The 17,094-nt window shown below is 63.2% G+C and carries 18 protein-coding genes; 7 read left to right on the top strand and 11 right to left on the bottom strand.

The features are described from left to right. Positions 1–105: 105 nt before the first annotated feature. The gene (locus tag AC0L3B_RS15870) at positions 106–1,002 is read left to right on the top strand and encodes a DMT family transporter (protein ID WP_473380698.1); all 897 of its coding nucleotides are present in this window, start codon (positions 106–108) and stop codon (positions 1,000–1,002) included. Positions 1,003–1,011: 9 nt separating this feature from the next. Here the strand turns inward: AC0L3B_RS15870 and AC0L3B_RS15865 are convergent, their stop codons facing one another. Then, positions 1,012–1,554, bottom strand: coding sequence for a hypothetical protein (locus AC0L3B_RS15865; RefSeq protein WP_473380697.1), 543 nt, complete (start codon positions 1,552–1,554; stop codon positions 1,012–1,014). Positions 1,555–2,311: 757 nt separating this feature from the next. Continuing rightward, a complete protein-coding gene (locus AC0L3B_RS15860) occupies positions 2,312–2,881 on the bottom strand; it encodes a bifunctional transcriptional activator/DNA repair enzyme AdaA (protein ID WP_085353539.1) in 570 nt (189 codons plus the stop codon). Between the two features lie 130 nt (positions 2,882–3,011). On the opposite strand from AC0L3B_RS15860, the gene AC0L3B_RS15855 reads away from it, so the two are divergent. Then, a complete protein-coding gene (locus tag AC0L3B_RS15855) occupies positions 3,012–3,431 on the top strand; it encodes a nuclear transport factor 2 family protein (RefSeq protein ID WP_085353538.1) in 420 nt (139 codons plus the stop codon). A 173-nt stretch (positions 3,432–3,604) separates the two neighbouring features. Here AC0L3B_RS15855 and AC0L3B_RS15850 read toward each other — a convergent pair whose 3' ends face one another. Further along, positions 3,605–5,065 carry a DUF5939 domain-containing protein gene (locus AC0L3B_RS15850; protein ID WP_473380696.1) on the bottom strand — a complete coding sequence of 487 codons (1,461 nt, stop codon included), beginning with the start codon at positions 5,063–5,065 and terminating at the stop codon, positions 3,605–3,607. Between the two features lie 358 nt (positions 5,066–5,423). Here AC0L3B_RS15850 and AC0L3B_RS15845 point away from each other — a divergent pair, with 358 nt between their 5' ends. Next, positions 5,424–5,888: a GrpB family protein gene (locus AC0L3B_RS15845; RefSeq protein ID WP_473380695.1), complete on the top strand. Its 465-nt coding sequence runs from the start codon at positions 5,424–5,426 to the stop codon at positions 5,886–5,888. Positions 5,889–6,066: 178 nt separating this feature from the next. On the opposite strand, the gene AC0L3B_RS15840 is transcribed toward AC0L3B_RS15845, so the two are convergent. Together AC0L3B_RS15840 and AC0L3B_RS15835 are read right to left on the bottom strand one after the other, a co-directional pair. Next, on the bottom strand, positions 6,067–6,261 hold the full coding sequence (locus AC0L3B_RS15840; RefSeq protein ID WP_018454499.1) for a hypothetical protein: 195 nt from the start codon (positions 6,259–6,261) through the stop codon (positions 6,067–6,069). Between the two features lie 438 nt (positions 6,262–6,699). Next, complete coding sequence (locus AC0L3B_RS15835; protein ID WP_085353535.1) at positions 6,700–6,927, bottom strand: hypothetical protein; 228 nt, start codon at positions 6,925–6,927, stop codon at positions 6,700–6,702. 335 nt (positions 6,928–7,262) lie between these two features. Between AC0L3B_RS15835 and AC0L3B_RS15830 the strand changes: the two genes are divergently transcribed. Beyond that, entirely contained in the window at positions 7,263–8,186 is a 924-nt protein-coding gene (locus AC0L3B_RS15830; protein WP_473380694.1) for an arginase family protein, read from the top strand. Here AC0L3B_RS15830 and AC0L3B_RS15825 read toward each other — a convergent pair. From AC0L3B_RS15825 to AC0L3B_RS15815, 3 genes are all read right to left on the bottom strand, one after another. Next, on the bottom strand, positions 8,183–10,435 hold the full coding sequence (locus AC0L3B_RS15825; RefSeq protein ID WP_085353533.1) for a CHASE3 domain-containing protein: 2,253 nt from the start codon (positions 10,433–10,435) through the stop codon (positions 8,183–8,185). The genes AC0L3B_RS15830 and AC0L3B_RS15825 overlap by 4 nt on opposite strands. Next, positions 10,432–10,854, bottom strand: coding sequence for a response regulator (locus AC0L3B_RS15820; protein ID WP_247390462.1), 423 nt, complete (start codon positions 10,852–10,854; stop codon positions 10,432–10,434). The genes AC0L3B_RS15825 and AC0L3B_RS15820 overlap by 4 nt, the downstream gene beginning before the upstream one ends. A gap of 240 nt (positions 10,855–11,094) precedes the next feature. After that, the gene (locus AC0L3B_RS15815) at positions 11,095–11,766 is read right to left on the bottom strand and encodes a BA14K family protein (protein WP_473380693.1); all 672 of its coding nucleotides are present in this window, start codon (positions 11,764–11,766) and stop codon (positions 11,095–11,097) included. 246 nt (positions 11,767–12,012) lie between these two features. On the opposite strand from AC0L3B_RS15815, the gene AC0L3B_RS15810 reads away from it, so the two are divergent. Continuing rightward, positions 12,013–12,420 (top strand): NADH:ubiquinone oxidoreductase subunit NDUFA12, encoded by a 408-nt coding sequence (locus tag AC0L3B_RS15810; RefSeq protein WP_026232746.1) that lies wholly within the window; start codon positions 12,013–12,015, stop codon positions 12,418–12,420. Between the two features lie 421 nt (positions 12,421–12,841). Here AC0L3B_RS15810 and AC0L3B_RS15805 read toward each other — a convergent pair whose 3' ends face one another. Continuing rightward, positions 12,842–13,528: a DJ-1/PfpI family protein gene (locus AC0L3B_RS15805; protein ID WP_473380692.1), complete on the bottom strand. Its 687-nt coding sequence runs from the start codon at positions 13,526–13,528 to the stop codon at positions 12,842–12,844. A 91-nt stretch (positions 13,529–13,619) separates the two neighbouring features. On the opposite strand from AC0L3B_RS15805, the gene AC0L3B_RS15800 reads away from it, so the two are divergent. Both AC0L3B_RS15800 and AC0L3B_RS15795 read left to right on the top strand, forming a co-directional pair. After that, complete coding sequence (locus AC0L3B_RS15800) at positions 13,620–14,561, top strand: GlxA family transcriptional regulator (RefSeq protein WP_026232745.1); 942 nt, start codon at positions 13,620–13,622, stop codon at positions 14,559–14,561. A 182-nt stretch (positions 14,562–14,743) separates the two neighbouring features. After that, on the top strand, positions 14,744–14,920 hold the full coding sequence (locus AC0L3B_RS15795; protein WP_018454491.1) for a hypothetical protein: 177 nt from the start codon (positions 14,744–14,746) through the stop codon (positions 14,918–14,920). Between the two features lie 80 nt (positions 14,921–15,000). Here the strand turns inward: AC0L3B_RS15795 and AC0L3B_RS15790 are convergent, their stop codons facing one another. Together AC0L3B_RS15790 and AC0L3B_RS15785 are read right to left on the bottom strand one after the other, a co-directional pair. Beyond that, on the bottom strand, positions 15,001–16,017 hold the full coding sequence (locus tag AC0L3B_RS15790) for a Na+-dependent transporter (RefSeq protein WP_473380691.1): 1,017 nt from the start codon (positions 16,015–16,017) through the stop codon (positions 15,001–15,003). Positions 16,018–16,030: 13 nt separating this feature from the next. Further along, positions 16,031–16,978 (bottom strand): alpha/beta hydrolase, encoded by a 948-nt coding sequence (locus tag AC0L3B_RS15785; protein WP_473380690.1) that lies wholly within the window; start codon positions 16,976–16,978, stop codon positions 16,031–16,033. Between the last annotated feature and the right edge of the window lie 116 nt (positions 16,979–17,094).

Below are 17,094 nucleotides of genomic sequence, written 5' to 3'. Positions count from 1 at the left end.
GACTCACGTAGGGCTACGGAAGGTGAGGGCAGGCATGCCCGCCGGGGTGGTGGTGGGAGGCGCGAATCCGCGCCAAGCTGCCCTCGATTTTGCCGGACTACCCACATGCTTGATTCGACTCGGCCGGTGCTGCGAGCGCGCATCGCTCCGGCCGGCCTGATATTCCTCGCCATCACCTCGGTGGGCTGGGGTTTCAATTGGCCGGTGACGAAATTCCTGCTCTCCGAGCTCCCGCCGCTGACCTTGCGCGGGGCGACGGGCGTGCTCGGCGCGGTGCTGCTGGCGGCGCTGGCACTGATCCGCGCTGACAGCCTCAGCGTCCCGCGCGCGATCTGGCCGCGGCTCGTGACCGCCGCGATCCTCAACGTCACGGGCTGGATGGTGCTGATGGGTCTGGCACTGCTGTGGCTGCCGGCGAGCGAAGCGGCGCTGATCGCCTACACCATGCCGGTCTGGGCCTCGCTGATCGCCTGGCCGGTGCTCGGCGAGCGGCCGACCTTGTTGCGCACCATCGCGCTGGTGATGGCCTTTGCCGGCCTGGCCTCGATCATGGGCGGCAACGGCTTTGCCGCCACCGCGGACAAGCTGCCGGGCATCATCATGGCGTTGTGCGGCGCGCTCGGCTTCGCTCTCGGAACGGTGTTTTCGAAGAAGTACCCGATCCGACTGCCGCCGATCACAGCGGCGGCCTGGCAGATCGGGATCGGCTGCCTGCCCATCACGATCATCGGCCTCGTCATCGAGACCACGCATCTGGAGCGGGTGACGCCGGTCGGATGGTGGCTCCTGGTCTATTCGACCGTGGTGCAGTTCTGCATCGCCTATGTCAGCTGGTTCGCTGCCCTTGCGCGCCTGCCGGCCTCCGTCGCCGCGATCGGCACCATGGCGGTGCCTGTCATCGGCGTCGTGGCGTCCGCGATCGCGCTCCACGAGCCGCTGGGGGCAGGGCAGATCGCCGCGCTGATCTTCACGCTGGCGGCCGTGGTGCTGGCGACGCGGTAGGGCGTATATTCATGAGCGGCTGGCCGCCTGGACTTCCGGTTCATCGTCAACATCGGCCGGAGAGCGGAAGGTCTCCGAGCTCGCAGATGGGCCAAGAGCCGACCTGCCTTGCGGGGGATTGTCTCTACCAAATCGGTTGGCGAACTCTACGACCGCTGCTGCAACATCTTTACGCCTGGCGTCCGTGCGTGTGAATCCCAGCGGTCCTGTGAACCTGATAACCACCTTTTCAGGATTGGATTTCGGCCGAGCATCGGTCGTCCAAGATAGCTCTCTGGCCCGGACCTTGACAACATCGCGACTGGTGCACGCGGACTCGATCGATGAGAATATCTGCTTTGCTTCATCGACCGAAAGCTTCATCGATTGACACTCACCAGCGCCGACCGACACAAGGGTCAAACCAGACCGTTCGACGCGGAAGTACAGCCCATTGGTCAGCGTGACTTTTTCCTTAGGTCCCAACTCGGCGCCAATACGGGCCAGCGCTTGAGACCCAACTCGCGACAGGAGCCGTCCCAACACTTCAAAAAAGACTTTGTGATCATTCATGGGTCGGGCGCCATCGTACGTGGTCCGATGGGGGACAAAAGCAACTCGCCATTGGCAAACAGTACAACATCCGCTTCGGGTCAGCATACGAACTCAACTGAGCAAATCTGGTCCGCCATGCTTCGGGGAGCGACCTCCTGGAGGGCTGCCGCCATCTGCAAACCTTCTCAGAAATACTACGTCTTTTCTTTCTACCCCGGGAGCGAGGTTTCGGAGAGCGTTCGTAGCGAGATATATCTCAAGCCCGACCAGAAGCGGTATTCCCGCGCCCCAAATGTAGATCAGGCCACGCATTGTTGCCTCCGTCAGGATAATTTTGAGCCGCTGCTTCGGGCAGTCTTCCAGGCCAAGGAAGCGGCCACGACAAACGACACGAAACAGAACGCGATCACCCCCAAAGCGCGGACATCGCGGCGCGGCTCGTTGAGCCACACGAGAGCCGCCAGGCAAAGGAGCGCCGGGACCGCGCAGGCTTGTGTTGCGATATACCGACGCCTCAGCGCCAACGGCGCGCGGTCCCCCCAGATAAACGCCTCAACCTGAAACTTGCGAGAAATTGCGTCCGTCCGGGGGAGGCACGACCTATCTAGCTCTGCCACGATGGATTGAAATCCCCATCCGGCAATGCCCAGCAGTGAAAGTCCAAAAAAGAGTAAGAACAGCGACACTTCACGTGTCTAGCAGCTTCAACACAACCGCGCGAGACCAGTTAGTCCGCAATGGGTCCAACAGCGGACCAACGTTGGGATGCCCGACCTCAGGCGAATACTCTGCGGCGGTGGCGAATGCTGGAGGGCGAGCGCCCATAGAGTTCGCGAAAGACGGCGTTGAATCGGCGCACGCTGCCAAAGCCAGCTCGGTAGGCGATCTGGGCCAGTGGTTCAGTCGTCTCGTCAAGTAGGCGCTTCGCCCTCTGTACACGCCTGGTCTTCGCGACCTGTTGGGGGCTGGCCCCGACGTACCGTTCGAACAGACGCGCAAGGTGGCGCGAGCTTACCCCGAGCCGATCGGCCAGTGCGGCAACCGAAGCGTCATCCAAGGCGCCACCATCGATCAATTTCAAGGCCCGCGCGACTGTCGAACGCGTGCCATTCCAGGCAGCACAGAAGGGCGCGGTCTCCGGACGGCAACGCAGGCAAGGTCGGTACCCCGCGGCCTCGGCGGCCGCTGCAGTTTGATAGTAGGTCACGTTACGGGTCAACGGCTGCTTCACCGGGCAAACCGGGCGGCAGTAGATTCCCGTGGTCTTCACTGCCGTGTAGAAACGGCCGTCATAGCGGGGATCGCGCTGCAAGCGCGCGGTGTTGCATACCTCAAAACTGAGCATGACTCATTTTACCGCAGGCCGCAGCCAGAAGAATAGCCCTGAGATGATCAGGTCCGATTCCGGCCAGCGATATCGGTGCGCCCTTCTTATAGAGAAGGTCCAACTTCGCTGAGCACTTGGAGAAGCAAAAATGAACAGCACGAATCCTAAAGAGATCGTCATCAATGCCTGGAAGACTTTTAAAACCCGTGATGCGCAGTTGATCGCGGAGCTGTTTACTCCCGATGCCGAATGGATCGCACCGGCTGGAAATGCCACGGCGGTCGCTCTCAAACACACCGACCACATGATTGGACCGGACCAAATCGCACAGTTTATTGCCTCGGAAATGCATCATCTGTTCTCGAACGTCGACATCTCGTTTCGGGGCATTCATGCCGATGGCGATACTGTGATCGTCGAGGAGCGAATGCGAGCCACTCTTCCAGGAGGCAAGCCCTACGAGAATGACTATTGCTTCGCTTTTGTCCTTTCCGGCGAGCGGATCAAGCTGGTTCGCGAATACATGGACACCCGAAAGGGCTGGCAGATGATTTTCGAGCCGCTTTAAAGGCTGCTTTGGGTCACAAGCGGTCCTCGACCGGCTGCGCAGGGCAGGTCAGCTCTGGGCCACGAACAGACTCCTTTGCTCTTGCCGTGTCCAAGAAAAGCCGCCTCGCGGCGGCCAGATGTCGGAAATACATTTCGATCACTACGCTAGTGCGGACTGCCGCAGAGCCTAGGCTACAATCGGCCGGTGACCCGGTAGACTCGCGCCTCGCCTTCGACGCCGCGCAGCGGCGCCTCGAACTCCTCGACATGGTGGCCCGCCAGCAGCTGGCGAACAGCGGGCGCGGTGTAGAGTGCTTCAGTGAGACAGATTTCGCCGGCGTCGGCGAATGATTGCACCCGCGCGGCAATATTCACGGTCTGGCCGAAATAGTCGAGATTCTCGTTGAGGGTCACGGCGATGGAAGGACCGCAATGTGCCCCCATTTTGAGAACGACGGCGGGCTGGCCGTGCTTGGAGTTGAACTCTCCGATGTCCCGCAGAATGTGCAGCGCTGCCTCCACGGCATCCACCGGCCGGAAAAACGCAGCCATGACGGCGTCGCCGATGGTCTTCACGATGGCACCGGCATGCCGATGGGCAATTGCGTCGAGGAGAGCGAAATGTTCGCGGACGAGAGCATAGGCATTAAGATCCCCGAGGCGCTCGTAGAGCGCGGTCGAACCCTTCAGGTCGGTGAACAGGAACGTCACCTGCCGAACGCCGAGGCCCTCCTCCTCATCTACGCGCTCTGAGCGGAAGAGCTTGCGGAACGTCTGACGCGTCAGCAGCATCCCGCCCGAGACGTAGGGATCGAATTCGAGGGTCGGCTTCTCTGGCATTTCCAAGATTTCAGGTGGCCAGTTGATCAGGAGCAGCGAACCGCGCTTAGGGCCGGTGTTGCTGATCTCGAAGATCACAGGCCCCGACGGCACGGCCGAAACGGCGGGCGTGAACCGCTGCCCGTCATAGGTGGCACGAACGATCGTCGGAGTATTCGGCATCTGCACGGCAGTGGGATCGAGCGCGACCGGGAGCGTAAAGCCCGCCTGGGTCTGGACGTTGACGCCTGAGACCGCGCCCGGCCCAATATCGGTCTGCAGCGTCGTTGTCAGACCGGACGGCAGATAAGTCATTCCGCGAACGAAACCGCGCAAGACATCGACAAATCGAGTCTGTCCGCCGGGCAGCCGTCCGCTGTTGGCGAACTTGAGCTTCCAGTGCAGATCTTCGATCGAGAGATTGTCGACGTCATACAAGGCGAGGTGCCGAATTTGCGGCGAGACGAAGGACACTTCGATGAAGTCGTCGAGTTCGGTGTGACCCTCGATATCGCAAAGCCCGCAGACGAAATGGCTCCGGAGCGCACGGAGCCTCCCGAAGCTTTCCAGCACCAGACCCGAGTGGGGGCAGAGAATGTCCCAATGCATGTCGACCAGCCCGGCGCGAGCGGCATGGAGAAACAGATCGATCGACTCCGGCTCAGCCACACTGCGATCACGGGCGAACGCCAGCGGATTGGCGCGGTACAGGCTGACCTCGTCACCACTGCGAATCAGCGTTTCGAACTTGGAGATTACGCGCGGGCTCCAAGTGCGGGCCTGCTCGATCTGCGTCATCTTGCTTTCGAGAAGACGCTCGTCAATGGATGTCATCGATCAGCTCCTGACGATGGCAATCTATCAGCTTCGCCCGGTCCTCGCGAGCCATCCGATGCCGCACGGCCTATTGCACTGCAAGGATTTTCAATCCACCCATGTCGCTTATGGGTCAAAGTGCGAAGAACTCAACCTGAGCAAATCTACTCCGCCATGCCTCGCTGGGTGGACCTCAATATGGTGCGCCCGCGACGTCGCTGAAGCGCCAAAAGCTGACCCGTATATCGGGAGATGCCGCGCATTGCAGTGAGTCCGATCACATGCAGGAACGGTGGTCTGTTCCAACAGGGCCGTTTGAGAAGGGTAGCTTCCAGCGAGGGGACAGAATGGAGAAGTATGGAGGGGCGCCATCGAGGTGCGTGACTATGACCCCGACTGGCCGGTTCGTTTCCAGCAGGAGTGCCGTCGCTTGCGATTTGTGGTCGGTCCGGCGCTCAAGATCGAACACATGGGCAGTACGTCTGTGTCCGGCCTCTCGGCTAAACCGATTATGGACATCTTGGTCGGCCTCCCGAACTTGTTGCGCGCGAAGTGCACGTTTGTGAGGCCATTCGCGCAACTCGGATACACCTACATCCCCGAGTACGAAGCATGGTTACCTGGTGAACTGTTTTTTCGGAAGAGGATGCCTGGACCCTGGACACACCATCTTCACATCATGGAGCAATGCAATCCACGCTGGAGAGATTTCCTGCTGTTTCGCGACTACTTGCGCTTACACCCGGAAATCGCTGCCGCGTACGGAAGCCAAAAGAAATCGCTCTCGGATGAATTTGGCAAGAACATCGAGGGCTTTCGCAAAACAAAACATCGGTTGTGAGGGAGATAACCGACAAGGCGCTATCAGCATTCGGGAAGTATTGTTTGCGCTGCCACAGCGACGGGATATGCCGTGCGGCGCTGCTAAGATGTCCGCTTCGGGTCCACAAGCGGGAATGCCAACGAGCAGCTCCTTGCTCGAGCCTCACAGCGCAAGGCACGGGTGGAGTTCTCTCCCTTCAGGCGCTTGGCAGGGACCGAGTAAGGAGCTGCCGGCGAGCCTTCTTCAGATCGGTCGCCAGTTTTATTTTCTCTCTCAAAACGAGGATTTCGGAATATTCCTTTTGGATCTCTGGGCGGGTGCGAAGTGCTTCAAGCTGCTGGGCGGTCAGTTTCAGTATCGCGGCAATATGCGTACTCTGGATGTGGTGCATGGCAATCAAATCCGCTGTTGGAAAAAACGGAACGGCACGATACAGCGAACTGCGGTGCGGCGTCGCTGGAAATAAACAGCCAGCCTTACTGTCGTTTTTTTTTGCAGCGCGTCACTGCCCTCATCAGGTGGGGGGCTGCCGTCTGCTCATAATGAATTTCTTGACCGCATGAATCGTGCGAGCAAGCTGTCGCGGCCGGCGACTACGCGGCGGCGTGACTAGCACAACGAAGAGCAGGTTCAGCAGCAGCCAGCAGCCGACCGCGATGAAAATGTACTTCATAACTCCTCAAGGGTGCCCTCGGAAGAGCACTGCAAGAAGAGCGGCAGCAACAATCGCGAGCCAGATCATCGAAACAACGAAGCTGGCGAAATGCCAATCTACGTCGCGGCGCCTGGTCTGCATTGTGTCTCCTTCCGGAGGCCGTGTGTCGTCGTCTCAGCGGCCTCTATCGTCCTTGCCGTTGGGGCTGCCGTCTCCGCCGCCGTTGCCCCAGCCGTTGTTGCCGTGATGGTGATGGTCGTCGTGGACCGCGCCTGCGCCCGACTTCGCGATCGCATCCGATGTAAGGGATGTCGACAGGAGTAGGGTGATGGCTGGAGGTGTCACCGCCGCGAACTTTCCGCAGGTTCTTAAGAACTCGCGACGGTCGTCCTGATCTGGCATGCGTTTCTCCGTCCAGAGATAAGCCTAAAAATTAAATCACAATAACTGAATTAAATCAATTTAATTTCGTTCCAGAAGAAAGCGGCCCGCCCACTCGTCAACTCCCTCAGGGGAAGCTCGACGCGCTGGAGTCCGCTGTGGTCACAAGCCGCCGACCACGCCGAAGGTGGGAGCTTCCGCTTTGCCTTGGTAAGCCGACGTTTATGAGGTCACGTCCTCGGCGAGAGCGGCTTCGACCGCTCGGCTCGGCGGCAGGCCAAGAGCAGGTCAGGAACTCGCGGAGGCGTTGCGGATTGGCTCTGTCGGCCGGACTGAGTGCCTCCAGCGAGACGGCTATGGCGAGCGACCGCAACACATTCCTCGGCGTCGCGGCGTGCGACCTTGCCCAGCCTCTAGGCGAAGCCGACATCGTCATCTTCGGAGCTGCCGACGCCACGCCGCATGTGAGGGGCAGGACCAGCCATGCCGCGAATGGCCCAGCGGCCATTCGCAATGCTTTGCGCGTTTATCAGACCGACCTTGCCAGGTGGGATTTCGACCAAGACGGAATCCTGCTCGACCCGGAGCAAATCCGGGTCGTCGATGGCGGCGATCTTGCCACGTCACCCGAGGCCCCCGAGCAAAACCGGAATGCAATCAGGACCGCCACCAGGAAGATCCTGAAGTCCGGCGCGGTACCCATGCTGCTCGGCGGAGATGATTCTGTCCCCATACCGTTCTTCGAGGCGTTCGAAGACACGGGCAAGCTGACGATCCTGCAGATCGACGCGCATCTGGATTGGAAGGACCAGCGCGACGGCTCAGCACATACGTTTTCCAGCACGATGCGGCGCGCCAGCGAGTTGCCTTGGGTCGAACGCATTGTGCAGGTCGGTTTAAGGGGTATCGGTGGCTCGGGCCTGCAGGAGCTCAGTTGCGCGCGGAACTGGGGCTCCAGGATTTTTATAGCACGAGACGTCAAAAGCCGGGGCGTTCAAGCCGTCCTGAGTGCAATCGAGGACAGCGCGAACTGCCTGATCACGATCGATTGCGACGGCCTGGATCCGTCCGTCATTCCCGGCGTGCTGCTGCCGCAGCCTGGCGGCTTGTCCTATTTCGACGTCATAGACCTGATCGCGGGCGTCGCCTCGAAGGCCAGAATTGTCGGTCTTGATCTGGTCGAATTGGTGCCGGAGCGTGATCCGCAGAATATTGGGGCGATCTGCGCAGCGCGGATCATCTGCAACGCCATTGGACATATCGCCAAGCAGAAACGCTAGCCGGTGGGCATGTGTCCGAGCGCCTTGCGGATCATCGCGGCGAGCTGGTTGCGGCGGTAGGGTTTTGTCAGCAGCATCACGCCGTCGTCGAGCTTGCCGTGGTGGACGATGGCGTTGTCGGTATAGCCGGAAGTGTAGAGCACCTTCACGCCGGGGCGGATCGTCGCCACCTTGTCGGCGAGGTCGCGTCCGCTCATGCCGCCGGGGATGACGACGTCGGTGAACAGCAGATCGAACGGCTGGCCGGCCCGGATCAACTCCAGCGCGGCCTTGCCGTCGGGCGCGGCGACGGTCTGGTAGCCGAGGCTCTGGAGCTGCACGGTGACGAAGTTGCGCACCAGCGGATCATCCTCGACCACAAAAATGGTCTCGGCGCCACCCTCGGCCGGCGGTGCGGCAGAGGTGACTGGCTCGGTCATGCCTTCGCCCGGCGGCAGATAGAGCTTGATCGTGGTGCCGTGGCCTTCCTCGCTGTAGATCTTGATGTGGCCGCCGGATTGCTTGACGAAGCCGTAGACCATGGAAAGGCCGAGGCCGCTTCCCTTGCCGACCTCCTTGGTGGTGAAGAACGGCTCGAACGCCTGCTGCTGCACCTCGGCCGGCATGCCGGTGCCGGTGTCGCTGACGGCGAGCATCACGTAAGGGCCGGGCCGCACGTCGGGATTGCTTTGCGCATAGGCCTGGTCGAGCACGACGCGGTGGGCCTCGAGCAGCAGCTTGCCGCCGTTCGGCATGGCGTCGCGGGCGTTGATGGCCATGTTGAGCAGGGCATTGGTGAGGCGGGACGGATCGATGTGCGCGGTCATCTGCCCCTGTTCGAGCACGGTCTCGATCTCGATCTGCTCGCCGAGGGTGGGGCGCAGGAGTTTCGCGATGTCCGCGACCGCGGCGTTGATCTCGACGTTGCGCGGCTGCAGCGGCTGCCTGCGCGCGAAGGCGAGCAGATGCTGAATCAGCTCGGCGCAGCGCTCGGCGGCCTCGTCGATCAGGCGTGCCACGCGCTGGAGCTCGGGCTGCTGCTTCAGGCTCGCCACCAGAGTCTCGGTATTGCCGGAGATCACGGTCAGCATGTTGTTGAAGTCGTGCGCGACGCCGCCGGTGAGCTTGCCGATGGCATCCAGCTTCTGCGACTGGTACAATTGCCGCTCGGTCTCGCGCGAGGTGGTCGCGTCGTGATAGACCAGCACCGCGCCGGAGACGTTGCCTTTCCCGTCCAGCATCGGCCGGCCGCTGATCATGAGATGACGGGGAGCATTGCCGCTGTGCGGGCGGACGATCATCTCCATGTTCTCGAACGGCTCGCCGCGCAGCACGCGTGCCGACGGCAGCTCGTCGGGCTTGAGCGGGGTGAGGCCGTCGCCGTGAAGCACGGTGGACATCGCGCGCAGATTGCGCAGGTTCATGCCGGTCCGGTGCAGCAGCATGCGCTCGGCGGCGGGATTGGACAGAAGGACATTGCCCTCGGCATCGATGACCAGCACCGCCTCCGCCATGCTGTGAAAGGTGCTCTGGAGCACGTTGACCGAGAGGCGCAGCTCGTCATGCGCGGTGACCAGATGCTCGGTGCGCTCGGCCACCGCGGCCTCGAGCTGCTGCTTGGCGGCCGTGGTCTCCATTAGCGTGCTCTTGAGTGCGCCCTCGCTGCGCCGGCTCTCGCGCATCATCATCACGACCAGCAGCAGGATCACCAGTGCGCCGGCGACGTCGATGCCGAGCAGCACGATGCCGGTGCGGCGCGAATCCTGGGAGCGCGCCGCAAGCAATCGTTCTTCCTCTGCGCTCAAATGATCGAAATTGCCCATCACCGTGTCCATGAGGCCACGGCCCTCGCCCTTGCCCTGGACTGCGGCAATGCCGGCCTGATCGTTTCCGGCGCGCAGGCGCATTACTTCGGCGGCGATCTCGATCCGGCGCAGCGCCAGCGGCTCGGTGCCCTCGAGCAGCGCGACATGTTCGGGAGTGTCGCGCACGCTGCGCTTGAGATCGGCGAGTGCCGGTGCGATCCGGGCGTGCACCGCCTGGAATTCTTCGCTGAAGCTCGGGTTGCGATAGATCTCGTAGCCACGTGCGGCGCTCTCGGCACTGCGCATCAGCACGCGCAGGTCGGAGATCTTCTTCAGCACCTCGACGGTGTGATTGACCCAGGCCGCATCGGACCGTGACTTGACGTCGAGGCCGATCGAGGCCGCGGTGATGATCAGGAGGATGGCAAGTCCAGCACCGAGAATGACGCGCTGCGTTGGGATCAAGGGACTTCTTTCTTGTCCTTCGGCTGCGAGCCATCGCCCGGCACGGCGATGCATTCCCGGATCGTGGTCAGCAGCGCGTCCGGCGTGAACGGCTTGCGCAGGCAGCGGGTCGCGCCAAGCTCCAGCGCCATCCGGAGGAAGTCGGGAGAGGGCGAGGCGGATGATGCGAAGGCGTAGCCGGACATCGCGATTAGCGGAACCGCCGGCGCGCGCTCGTGAAAGATGCGAATGGACTCGAAGCCGCGCATATGCGGCATGAAGATGTCAACCAGCATCACGTCGAAATTCTGTGTTTCGAGCGCAGCCAAACCCGTTTCTCCGCCGTCAGTCAACGTGACGTCGAAGCCCTGACGTTGGAGGAGGACCTCGATGGTCGCGCCGACCATCGGATCGTCATCAACCACGAGAATGCGCGGCATGACACTTCCCAGTCATCGAAGTCCCCACAGCCAAGTTGATACAGGGGAATCGCGCGTCGGGTCAATTTGGGATTGGATAAGGGTAGATATGCACGGCGCGGTGAATAAAGGTCCGCTCGCATCGATTGTACGCGACACTTGCCGATGACGAATACGAGGCGAGCGAAACAGGTGAGGCGCCTGAATGAAAAAGGCGCCGCATCGCTGCGACGCCTTCTTCTTCAAGTGTTTCAGGTCGTGTTACGGGCAGGGATGACGCTGGCCGTCATAGCCCAGATAGGTGCCGGACGCCGGATCGTAGGACTTGTAGCGCTGCGCGCAGTAGGCCGCGGAGTCGCCGCCGCCATCGGGGACCACGGCCACTGTCGGTTCATCATAGTAGCTGTCGCCGTAATAGTAGGGGTCGTCGTAATACCCGCCGCCGTAATAGGCGTACGAGCCGAGGCCGCCGATCGCAGCGCCGGCCGCGAACCCGGGCCAAAAGCCGCCGCCGTGACGATGATGCCAGTGACGACCACTCCAATTGCCGCCACCGCCCTGCCAGTTGCCCGCAGTCGCGACGCTGCGTGTACCGCTGTAGGACGGCGAGAAGGCCTGTCGGCTCACTGTGCCGGCTGCGAAGCTGCCACCGCCCGGACGTACTGCTGCGCCGGCCGCGAAATTGCCGCCGCCGCCGCCGATCCGCGCGCCGCCGAAGTTGCCGCCGAAGTTGCCCCCGCCCATGCGGGCGCCGCCGCCACCGAAATGTGCCCCGCCGCCGCCGCCGCCGAAGTGTGCTCCGCCGCCGCCGCCACCGAAGTGTGCTCCGCCGCCGCCGACCGCTGCGGCCCGACTTTGGGCAAAGCTCGGCGTCGCCAACGGGATAACCAATGCCACTGCCGCAGCCGTGCTCAAGACTTTCAGACTTTTCATGATCAAAACTCCTTTTCCCGGAAGCAAACCCCATGAAAGGGCCGGAGTTCCTGGGATCACGGGGGTTTGCGTGCGACGAAAAGTTCTCATGGCGACGCTGTATCCGGCATGAACGGATCGCGTCCGATTTGCGGCAGCGTTCCGTGCCGGGGACTGCATCTGCAGCGCGGCATTGCCGCCCGCGCCGAACTGGACATTTCGCCGTCCGGATGGCATCAGGACCCGACGAAGCAGGGCCCTTGCCGCATGAAACAGTTCTTCCTCAAGTTTTTCACCTGGTGGAATGGCCAGACGTTTGGCACCCAACTCTGGACCAAGCGCTACGGCGAGCTGGTCGGCCAGGACGAGCAGGGCAACCTCTATTATCGCACCCGCGGCGGGGCGATCGACCCGGTGCTCGGCTTCGAGCGCCGCTGGGTGGTCTATAACGGCTACGCCGAGGCCAGCCGTATCCCGCCGTCCTGGCACGGCTGGATGCATCACACCGTCGACGTGCCGCCGACGCAGGACAACTACCAGCCGCGCGAATGGGAAAAGCCGCACCAGCCCAATCTCACCGGCACGGCCAACGCCTACCGTCCCGCGGGCTCGACGCTCGCCAGCGGCAAGCGGCCGAAGGCGACCGGCGACTATCAGCCCTGGACGCCGAGCTAGCCTTCCGATTCCCGTCTCAACCCTTGTCGTGGGGGTGGATGCACCCGCATCCGCCTCGCTTTGCTGTGGACAACGGGAACAGCGGGGATGAGTCCTGCGCGGGCGTTGCAGCCACGCGGGCGATGCGGCTCAATGGTCGCATCTTACGGAGATGGGAGACCATCGCGTTCGGTTCGGGCAACAGTTCGCGACTGTCCCGAAATGCAGCGGCCGCCGACCAGGACTCGATCGGGAGATAGGCCCCCGGTCTGGAAGTTCCGAAATCGCCCGATGAAATGTGCAGTCGCCGTAAGACAGGAAGGGCCGCTCGGGAAACCGGGCGGCCTTTTTCTTTGGTAGACGGGCGACTGGATTTCGCGTGCCCCGGACGCTGCGCAGCACCGCTACGCGCTGCAGCGCGTCCGGGACACGAGAGTGGAGACTAGGTCATCCGCTCGGCCGCACGCTTCACCGCTTCGACGCGGCGAGCCTGGTTCGCTGCGCCGCGCTCCCTGAGTAATGCCAGCACCTCCGCCGGCGCGGTATCCGGCGAGCCTGCATTGAACGGCGGGGCCGGATTGTATTCGAGCTGAAGCTGGATCGCCTCCGTGGTGGTGCGATCGACCATGATCGACACCAGGGTCAGCGCGAAATCGATTCCCGCGGTGACGCCGCCGCCGGTGATGCGGTTGCGGTCGACGCAGACGCGCGTCTTGGTCGGCGTCGCGCCGAACTGAGCGAGCATCTCCATCGCGCTCCAATGCGTGGCGGCGCGATAGCCCTTCAAGAGGCCGGCGGCGCCGAGCGCCAGCGATCCCGTGCAGACCGAGGTGACGTATTTGGCACCCTCGGCCTGCCGGCGCAGGAAACCGAGCACCTCCTCGTCATTGAGCAGATCGTTGGTGCCGCCGCCGCCGGGCACGCAGATCACGTCGAGCTGCGGGCAGTCAGCGAATGTCGTGGTCGGCGTCAGCGTCAGCACGGAATCGCTCGGCACCGGCTCGATCCGTTTCCAGATCAAATGCAGTTTTGCGCCGGGCACGGAGGAGAACACCTGCAAGGGGCCCGTGAAATCGAGCTGGGTGACGCGCGGAAACACCAAGAGACCGATCTGGAGCGGGGACGACATGAGAGCCTCCAATTATGAGCTTGACGGAAGCAGCCTCTCATGATGCCTTTCCGTCCAGAATGGCGTATTTCCCTCGCTTTCGGACATGACCATGATCGGCATCCTGATCTTCCCGGACTTCCAGTTGCTCGATGCGGCCGGCCCGATCTCCGTGTTCGAGATCGCGGCGCGCTGCACGGGCAAGACGACGACCGGGATCCGCGTGCTGGCGGTGAGCGCGGGGCCGGTGCGCAGCTCGTCGGGCGTGGAGATGATGGCGCGCGACTTCAAGTCGGCCAATGCGATCACGACGCTGGTCGTGGCGGGAGGCGCGGGCGTGACGGATGCCGCGCGCTGCGAGGTCACGCGCGCCTTCGTGCAGCGGCTGGCGCGGCGCGGCGTGCGGGTCGCGAGCGTCTGCTCGGGCGCCTATGTGCTCGCCGAAGCAGGCCTGCTCGACGGCCGCCGCGCCACCACGCATTGGGGACGCACGCGGGATTTCGTCGCGCGCTATCCCAAGGTGAAGTTCGAGCCGGACCAGATTTTCACCCGCGACGGCAATGTGTGGACGTCGGCCGGCATCACGGCCGGCATCGACCTTGCGCTCGCGATGGTAACGGAGGATCACGGCGAGCAGATCGCGCAGGACACGGCGCGGCAGCTCGTGCTGTATCATCGCCGCAGCGGCGGCCAGTCGCAGTTCTCGTCACTTCTGGAATTGAAGACGCCGAACGGCCGCTTCGGTGCGCTGCTGTCCTGGGCGCGCGAGAACCTCGACGCTCGCTTGACTGTCGAAGATCTCGCCGACCGTGCCGGCATGAGCGCGCGGCATTTTGCCCGCGCCTTTGCCGCCGAGACCGGCACGACGCCCTCGAAGGCCATCGAGCGCTTGCGCATCGAGGTCGCGCGCGAGCGCGTGCAGTCCTCGCGCGAGGCGATCGAACTCGTCGCGGAGACAACCGGTTTCCGCGATCCCGAGCGCATGCGGCGCGCCTTCATCCGCGCCTTCGGCCAGCCGCCGCAAGCGCTGCGGCGCGCGGCAAGGGCCGGGTAGGGAGAATTGATCGAGTTGGAGAGCCCGCTTGAGCAGGTGAGCACACTTGGATATTTGAGCAGACTTGCATATTGCGCGGCATTTCCCCTTTTGGAGCCGGAACGGACCTCGTCAAGCGAATGCACCCGTTGTAGACGATGTGTACAACACGTACCGTCGCCGATCCGATGCAAGGAACCCCAATGACCGATCGAGAAAAGATTCTGATTGCCCTTCGCGAAAAACCTCTGAAGACCTTCGAAGTCATGAAGCGCGTGAACATCAAGAATCAGGACGACTGCCAATCGCTCCTGTTGAAGATGCGTGACGAAGGCGCCGTGAAGTTTGATATTCACAAGGGACATTGGCGCGCTGCGTGAGGGACATTCGCCTGGTCACCAGCGGCCTCGCGATGGCAGAGCGGACATGACTTGCGTGTTGGCAAGGCTTGCGGATTGGTTCAGCCCGATGCGGCCTTGCCGCCGGTCGCCGCAGCGCCCGAGGCCTGCGCGCGCGCCGTCAAGCGCCGCGCGATCGGCATCAGCATGTAGGGCGCCAGGTGAATGGGAAACTGCGTCATCGCGAAATAGAGCCAGGTGGTGGGCGGCAGCGCGCCGGCAGTCGCGGCGAGCATCAGGCCCAGATTGCGCTGTGACACCATCAGCCCGAGCGCCAGCGCGCGCTCATAGCCGATGCGGCGGAACAGCAGCGTGGTCACGGCGAGCAGCGTGAAATAGATCGCGAAGGCGAGAGCCGCGAAGCCGATGGTGGAGACCGGCCGGGCGACGAGATCGCTCGCGACGTCGCCCATGATTGCGGTCGCGAAGACCAGCAGGATGACGATGTTGAAGCCGTCGATCGGCTGCCTGTGGCGCTGGATCGCGGCCGCGCCGAAGATCTGTCGGATCACGGTGGCCGCCAGCAGCGATGCGGCGAGGATGCCGAGCAGCTTCAAGCCCAGCGCAGGCGGCGAGATGCTGAGCATGCCGTCGAGGAACAGGCTTGCGAACAGCGATGCCGTGAACGGTACCAGCGCCGTCGCGCTCACCAGCGTGACCAGCACCAGCGTGGCGTCGAGGCCCATCAGCGCGGCCAGCGCCGGTGCGGCCATCATCGGCGAGGCCATGCTCTGCAGCATCAACGCCAGGGCAAGGTCGGGCGCGCGCGCCGTGAGCCCGGTGACATGGACGATCAGCCCGATGATCACAGGCACGCCGATCATGGTCCAGACGGTCGCGGTCGCGACCAGCGCCGGCCGGCGCAGATGGCCGGTGAGCGCGGCAAGGTCGACCCGCATGAAGGAGATGCAGAGCAGAACGAAGATCGCCTCGGTGACGTAGGGGCGCAGCAACGCCCCGAGCGGCGGCACCGCGAGCGCGATGAACACGACGGCGGCCACCGCGCGGGTGCCCTGGCCGCCGAGCCATGTCAGAGCGCGCAGGGGGAGGGCGAATATGCTTTGAAGAACAGGCGGCATCGGGAATGGCGTTTCAGGCCAATCCTTTCAGCCACGCGCCGATCTCGCTTACGGCGACATTGGCCTCTCGCAGCAATTTCCCCATCGTGAGAAAGCCGTGGAACTGGCCGGGATAGTGCTTGTAGGCCACGGCCACGCCGGCCTGCCTCAGCCGCTCGGCATATTCGTCGCCTTCGTCGCGCAGGGGATCGGCACCGGCGGTCAGCACATAGGCCGGCGGCAGGCCGGCCAGGTTTGTCGCCCGTGCCGGCGAGGCGCGCCAGTCGTGGATATCGCCGGCGCCGTTGAGATAATGGTCGCGGAACCAGCGGATCACCGAATGCGTCAGCAGCACGCTGGTCTCGGGCTCGCTGTGGGAGCCGTGCGTCATGGCGAAATCGGTCGCCGGGTAGATCAGCAACTGGGCCGCGATCGCGGGACCATTGCCGTCGCGCGCGGCGAGCGCGACGACTGCGGCAAGATTGCCGCCGGCGCTGTCGCCGCCGATCGAAAGCCGGGAGGCGTCGATGCCGAGTTTGCGCGCGTTGGCGGCGACCCATTTGGTCGCGGCGATCGCGTCATTGATGGCGGCGGGAAATTTGTGCTCGGGCGCGAGGCGGTAATCCACCGAGATCACGATCAGCGCGCCGGCGTCGGCGATCTGGCGGCAGACGACGTCATGGGAGTCGAGATCGCCGATCACCCATCCGCCGCCATGGAAGAACACCAGCGCCGGGGACAAGCCATCATACCGGCGCGGCTCTTTCGGAACATAGAGGCGTGCGGGAATGGCGCCGTGCGGTGCCGGGATTGACAGCGGCGTGACGTGCGCGAGGTCAGGTGGCTCGGGATTGGTCGCAAAGCGCGCCTGCGCGTAATAGGCCCGCGCTTCCGGTGCGGTCAGGGTCTCGTAGGCGGGCCGGCCGGCCTCCTGGAAGGCCTTGTAGACGGCGGCGGCACCGGGATCGAGCACAACGGGCATGGGGAGCGACCTCTGGGTTTCCAGTTATCGTTGGAGTTCTTTTCGGGGGCGGCGCCGCCTCGGCCGCCGGGAAGCGTGCTCGACTATTCCATCCGGGGGCCGATCTGGCCAGACCG

The organism is Bradyrhizobium sp. Kon56 (assembly GCF_055807635.1).
This window is presented reverse-complemented; position numbering and strand designations above follow the sequence as displayed.

Coding starts and splice junctions, on each gene's coding strand:
- AC0L3B_RS15870 (WP_473380698.1), top strand. CDS start 106: ATGCTTGATTCGACTCGGCCGGTGCTGCGAGCGCGCATCGCTCCGGCC.
- AC0L3B_RS15865 (WP_473380697.1), bottom strand. CDS start 1,554: ATGAATGATCACAAAGTCTTTTTTGAAGTGTTGGGACGGCTCCTGTCG.
- AC0L3B_RS15860 (WP_085353539.1), bottom strand. CDS start 2,881: ATGCTCAGTTTTGAGGTATGCAACACCGCGCGCTTGCAGCGCGATCCC.
- AC0L3B_RS15855 (WP_085353538.1), top strand. CDS start 3,012: ATGAACAGCACGAATCCTAAAGAGATCGTCATCAATGCCTGGAAGACT.
- AC0L3B_RS15850 (WP_473380696.1), bottom strand. CDS start 5,065: ATGACATCCATTGACGAGCGTCTTCTCGAAAGCAAGATGACGCAGATC.
- AC0L3B_RS15840 (WP_018454499.1), bottom strand. CDS start 6,261: ATGCACCACATCCAGAGTACGCATATTGCCGCGATACTGAAACTGACC.
- AC0L3B_RS15835 (WP_085353535.1), bottom strand. CDS start 6,927: ATGCCAGATCAGGACGACCGTCGCGAGTTCTTAAGAACCTGCGGAAAG.
- AC0L3B_RS15830 (WP_473380694.1), top strand. CDS start 7,263: ATGGCGAGCGACCGCAACACATTCCTCGGCGTCGCGGCGTGCGACCTT.
- AC0L3B_RS15820 (WP_247390462.1), bottom strand. CDS start 10,854: ATGCCGCGCATTCTCGTGGTTGATGACGATCCGATGGTCGGCGCGACC.
- AC0L3B_RS15815 (WP_473380693.1), bottom strand. CDS start 11,766: ATGAAAAGTCTGAAAGTCTTGAGCACGGCTGCGGCAGTGGCATTGGTT.
- AC0L3B_RS15810 (WP_026232746.1), top strand. CDS start 12,013: ATGAAACAGTTCTTCCTCAAGTTTTTCACCTGGTGGAATGGCCAGACG.
- AC0L3B_RS15805 (WP_473380692.1), bottom strand. CDS start 13,528: ATGTCGTCCCCGCTCCAGATCGGTCTCTTGGTGTTTCCGCGCGTCACC.
- AC0L3B_RS15800 (WP_026232745.1), top strand. CDS start 13,620: ATGATCGGCATCCTGATCTTCCCGGACTTCCAGTTGCTCGATGCGGCC.
- AC0L3B_RS15795 (WP_018454491.1), top strand. CDS start 14,744: ATGACCGATCGAGAAAAGATTCTGATTGCCCTTCGCGAAAAACCTCTG.
- AC0L3B_RS15790 (WP_473380691.1), bottom strand. CDS start 16,017: ATGCCGCCTGTTCTTCAAAGCATATTCGCCCTCCCCCTGCGCGCTCTG.
- AC0L3B_RS15785 (WP_473380690.1), bottom strand. CDS start 16,978: ATGCCCGTTGTGCTCGATCCCGGTGCCGCCGCCGTCTACAAGGCCTTC.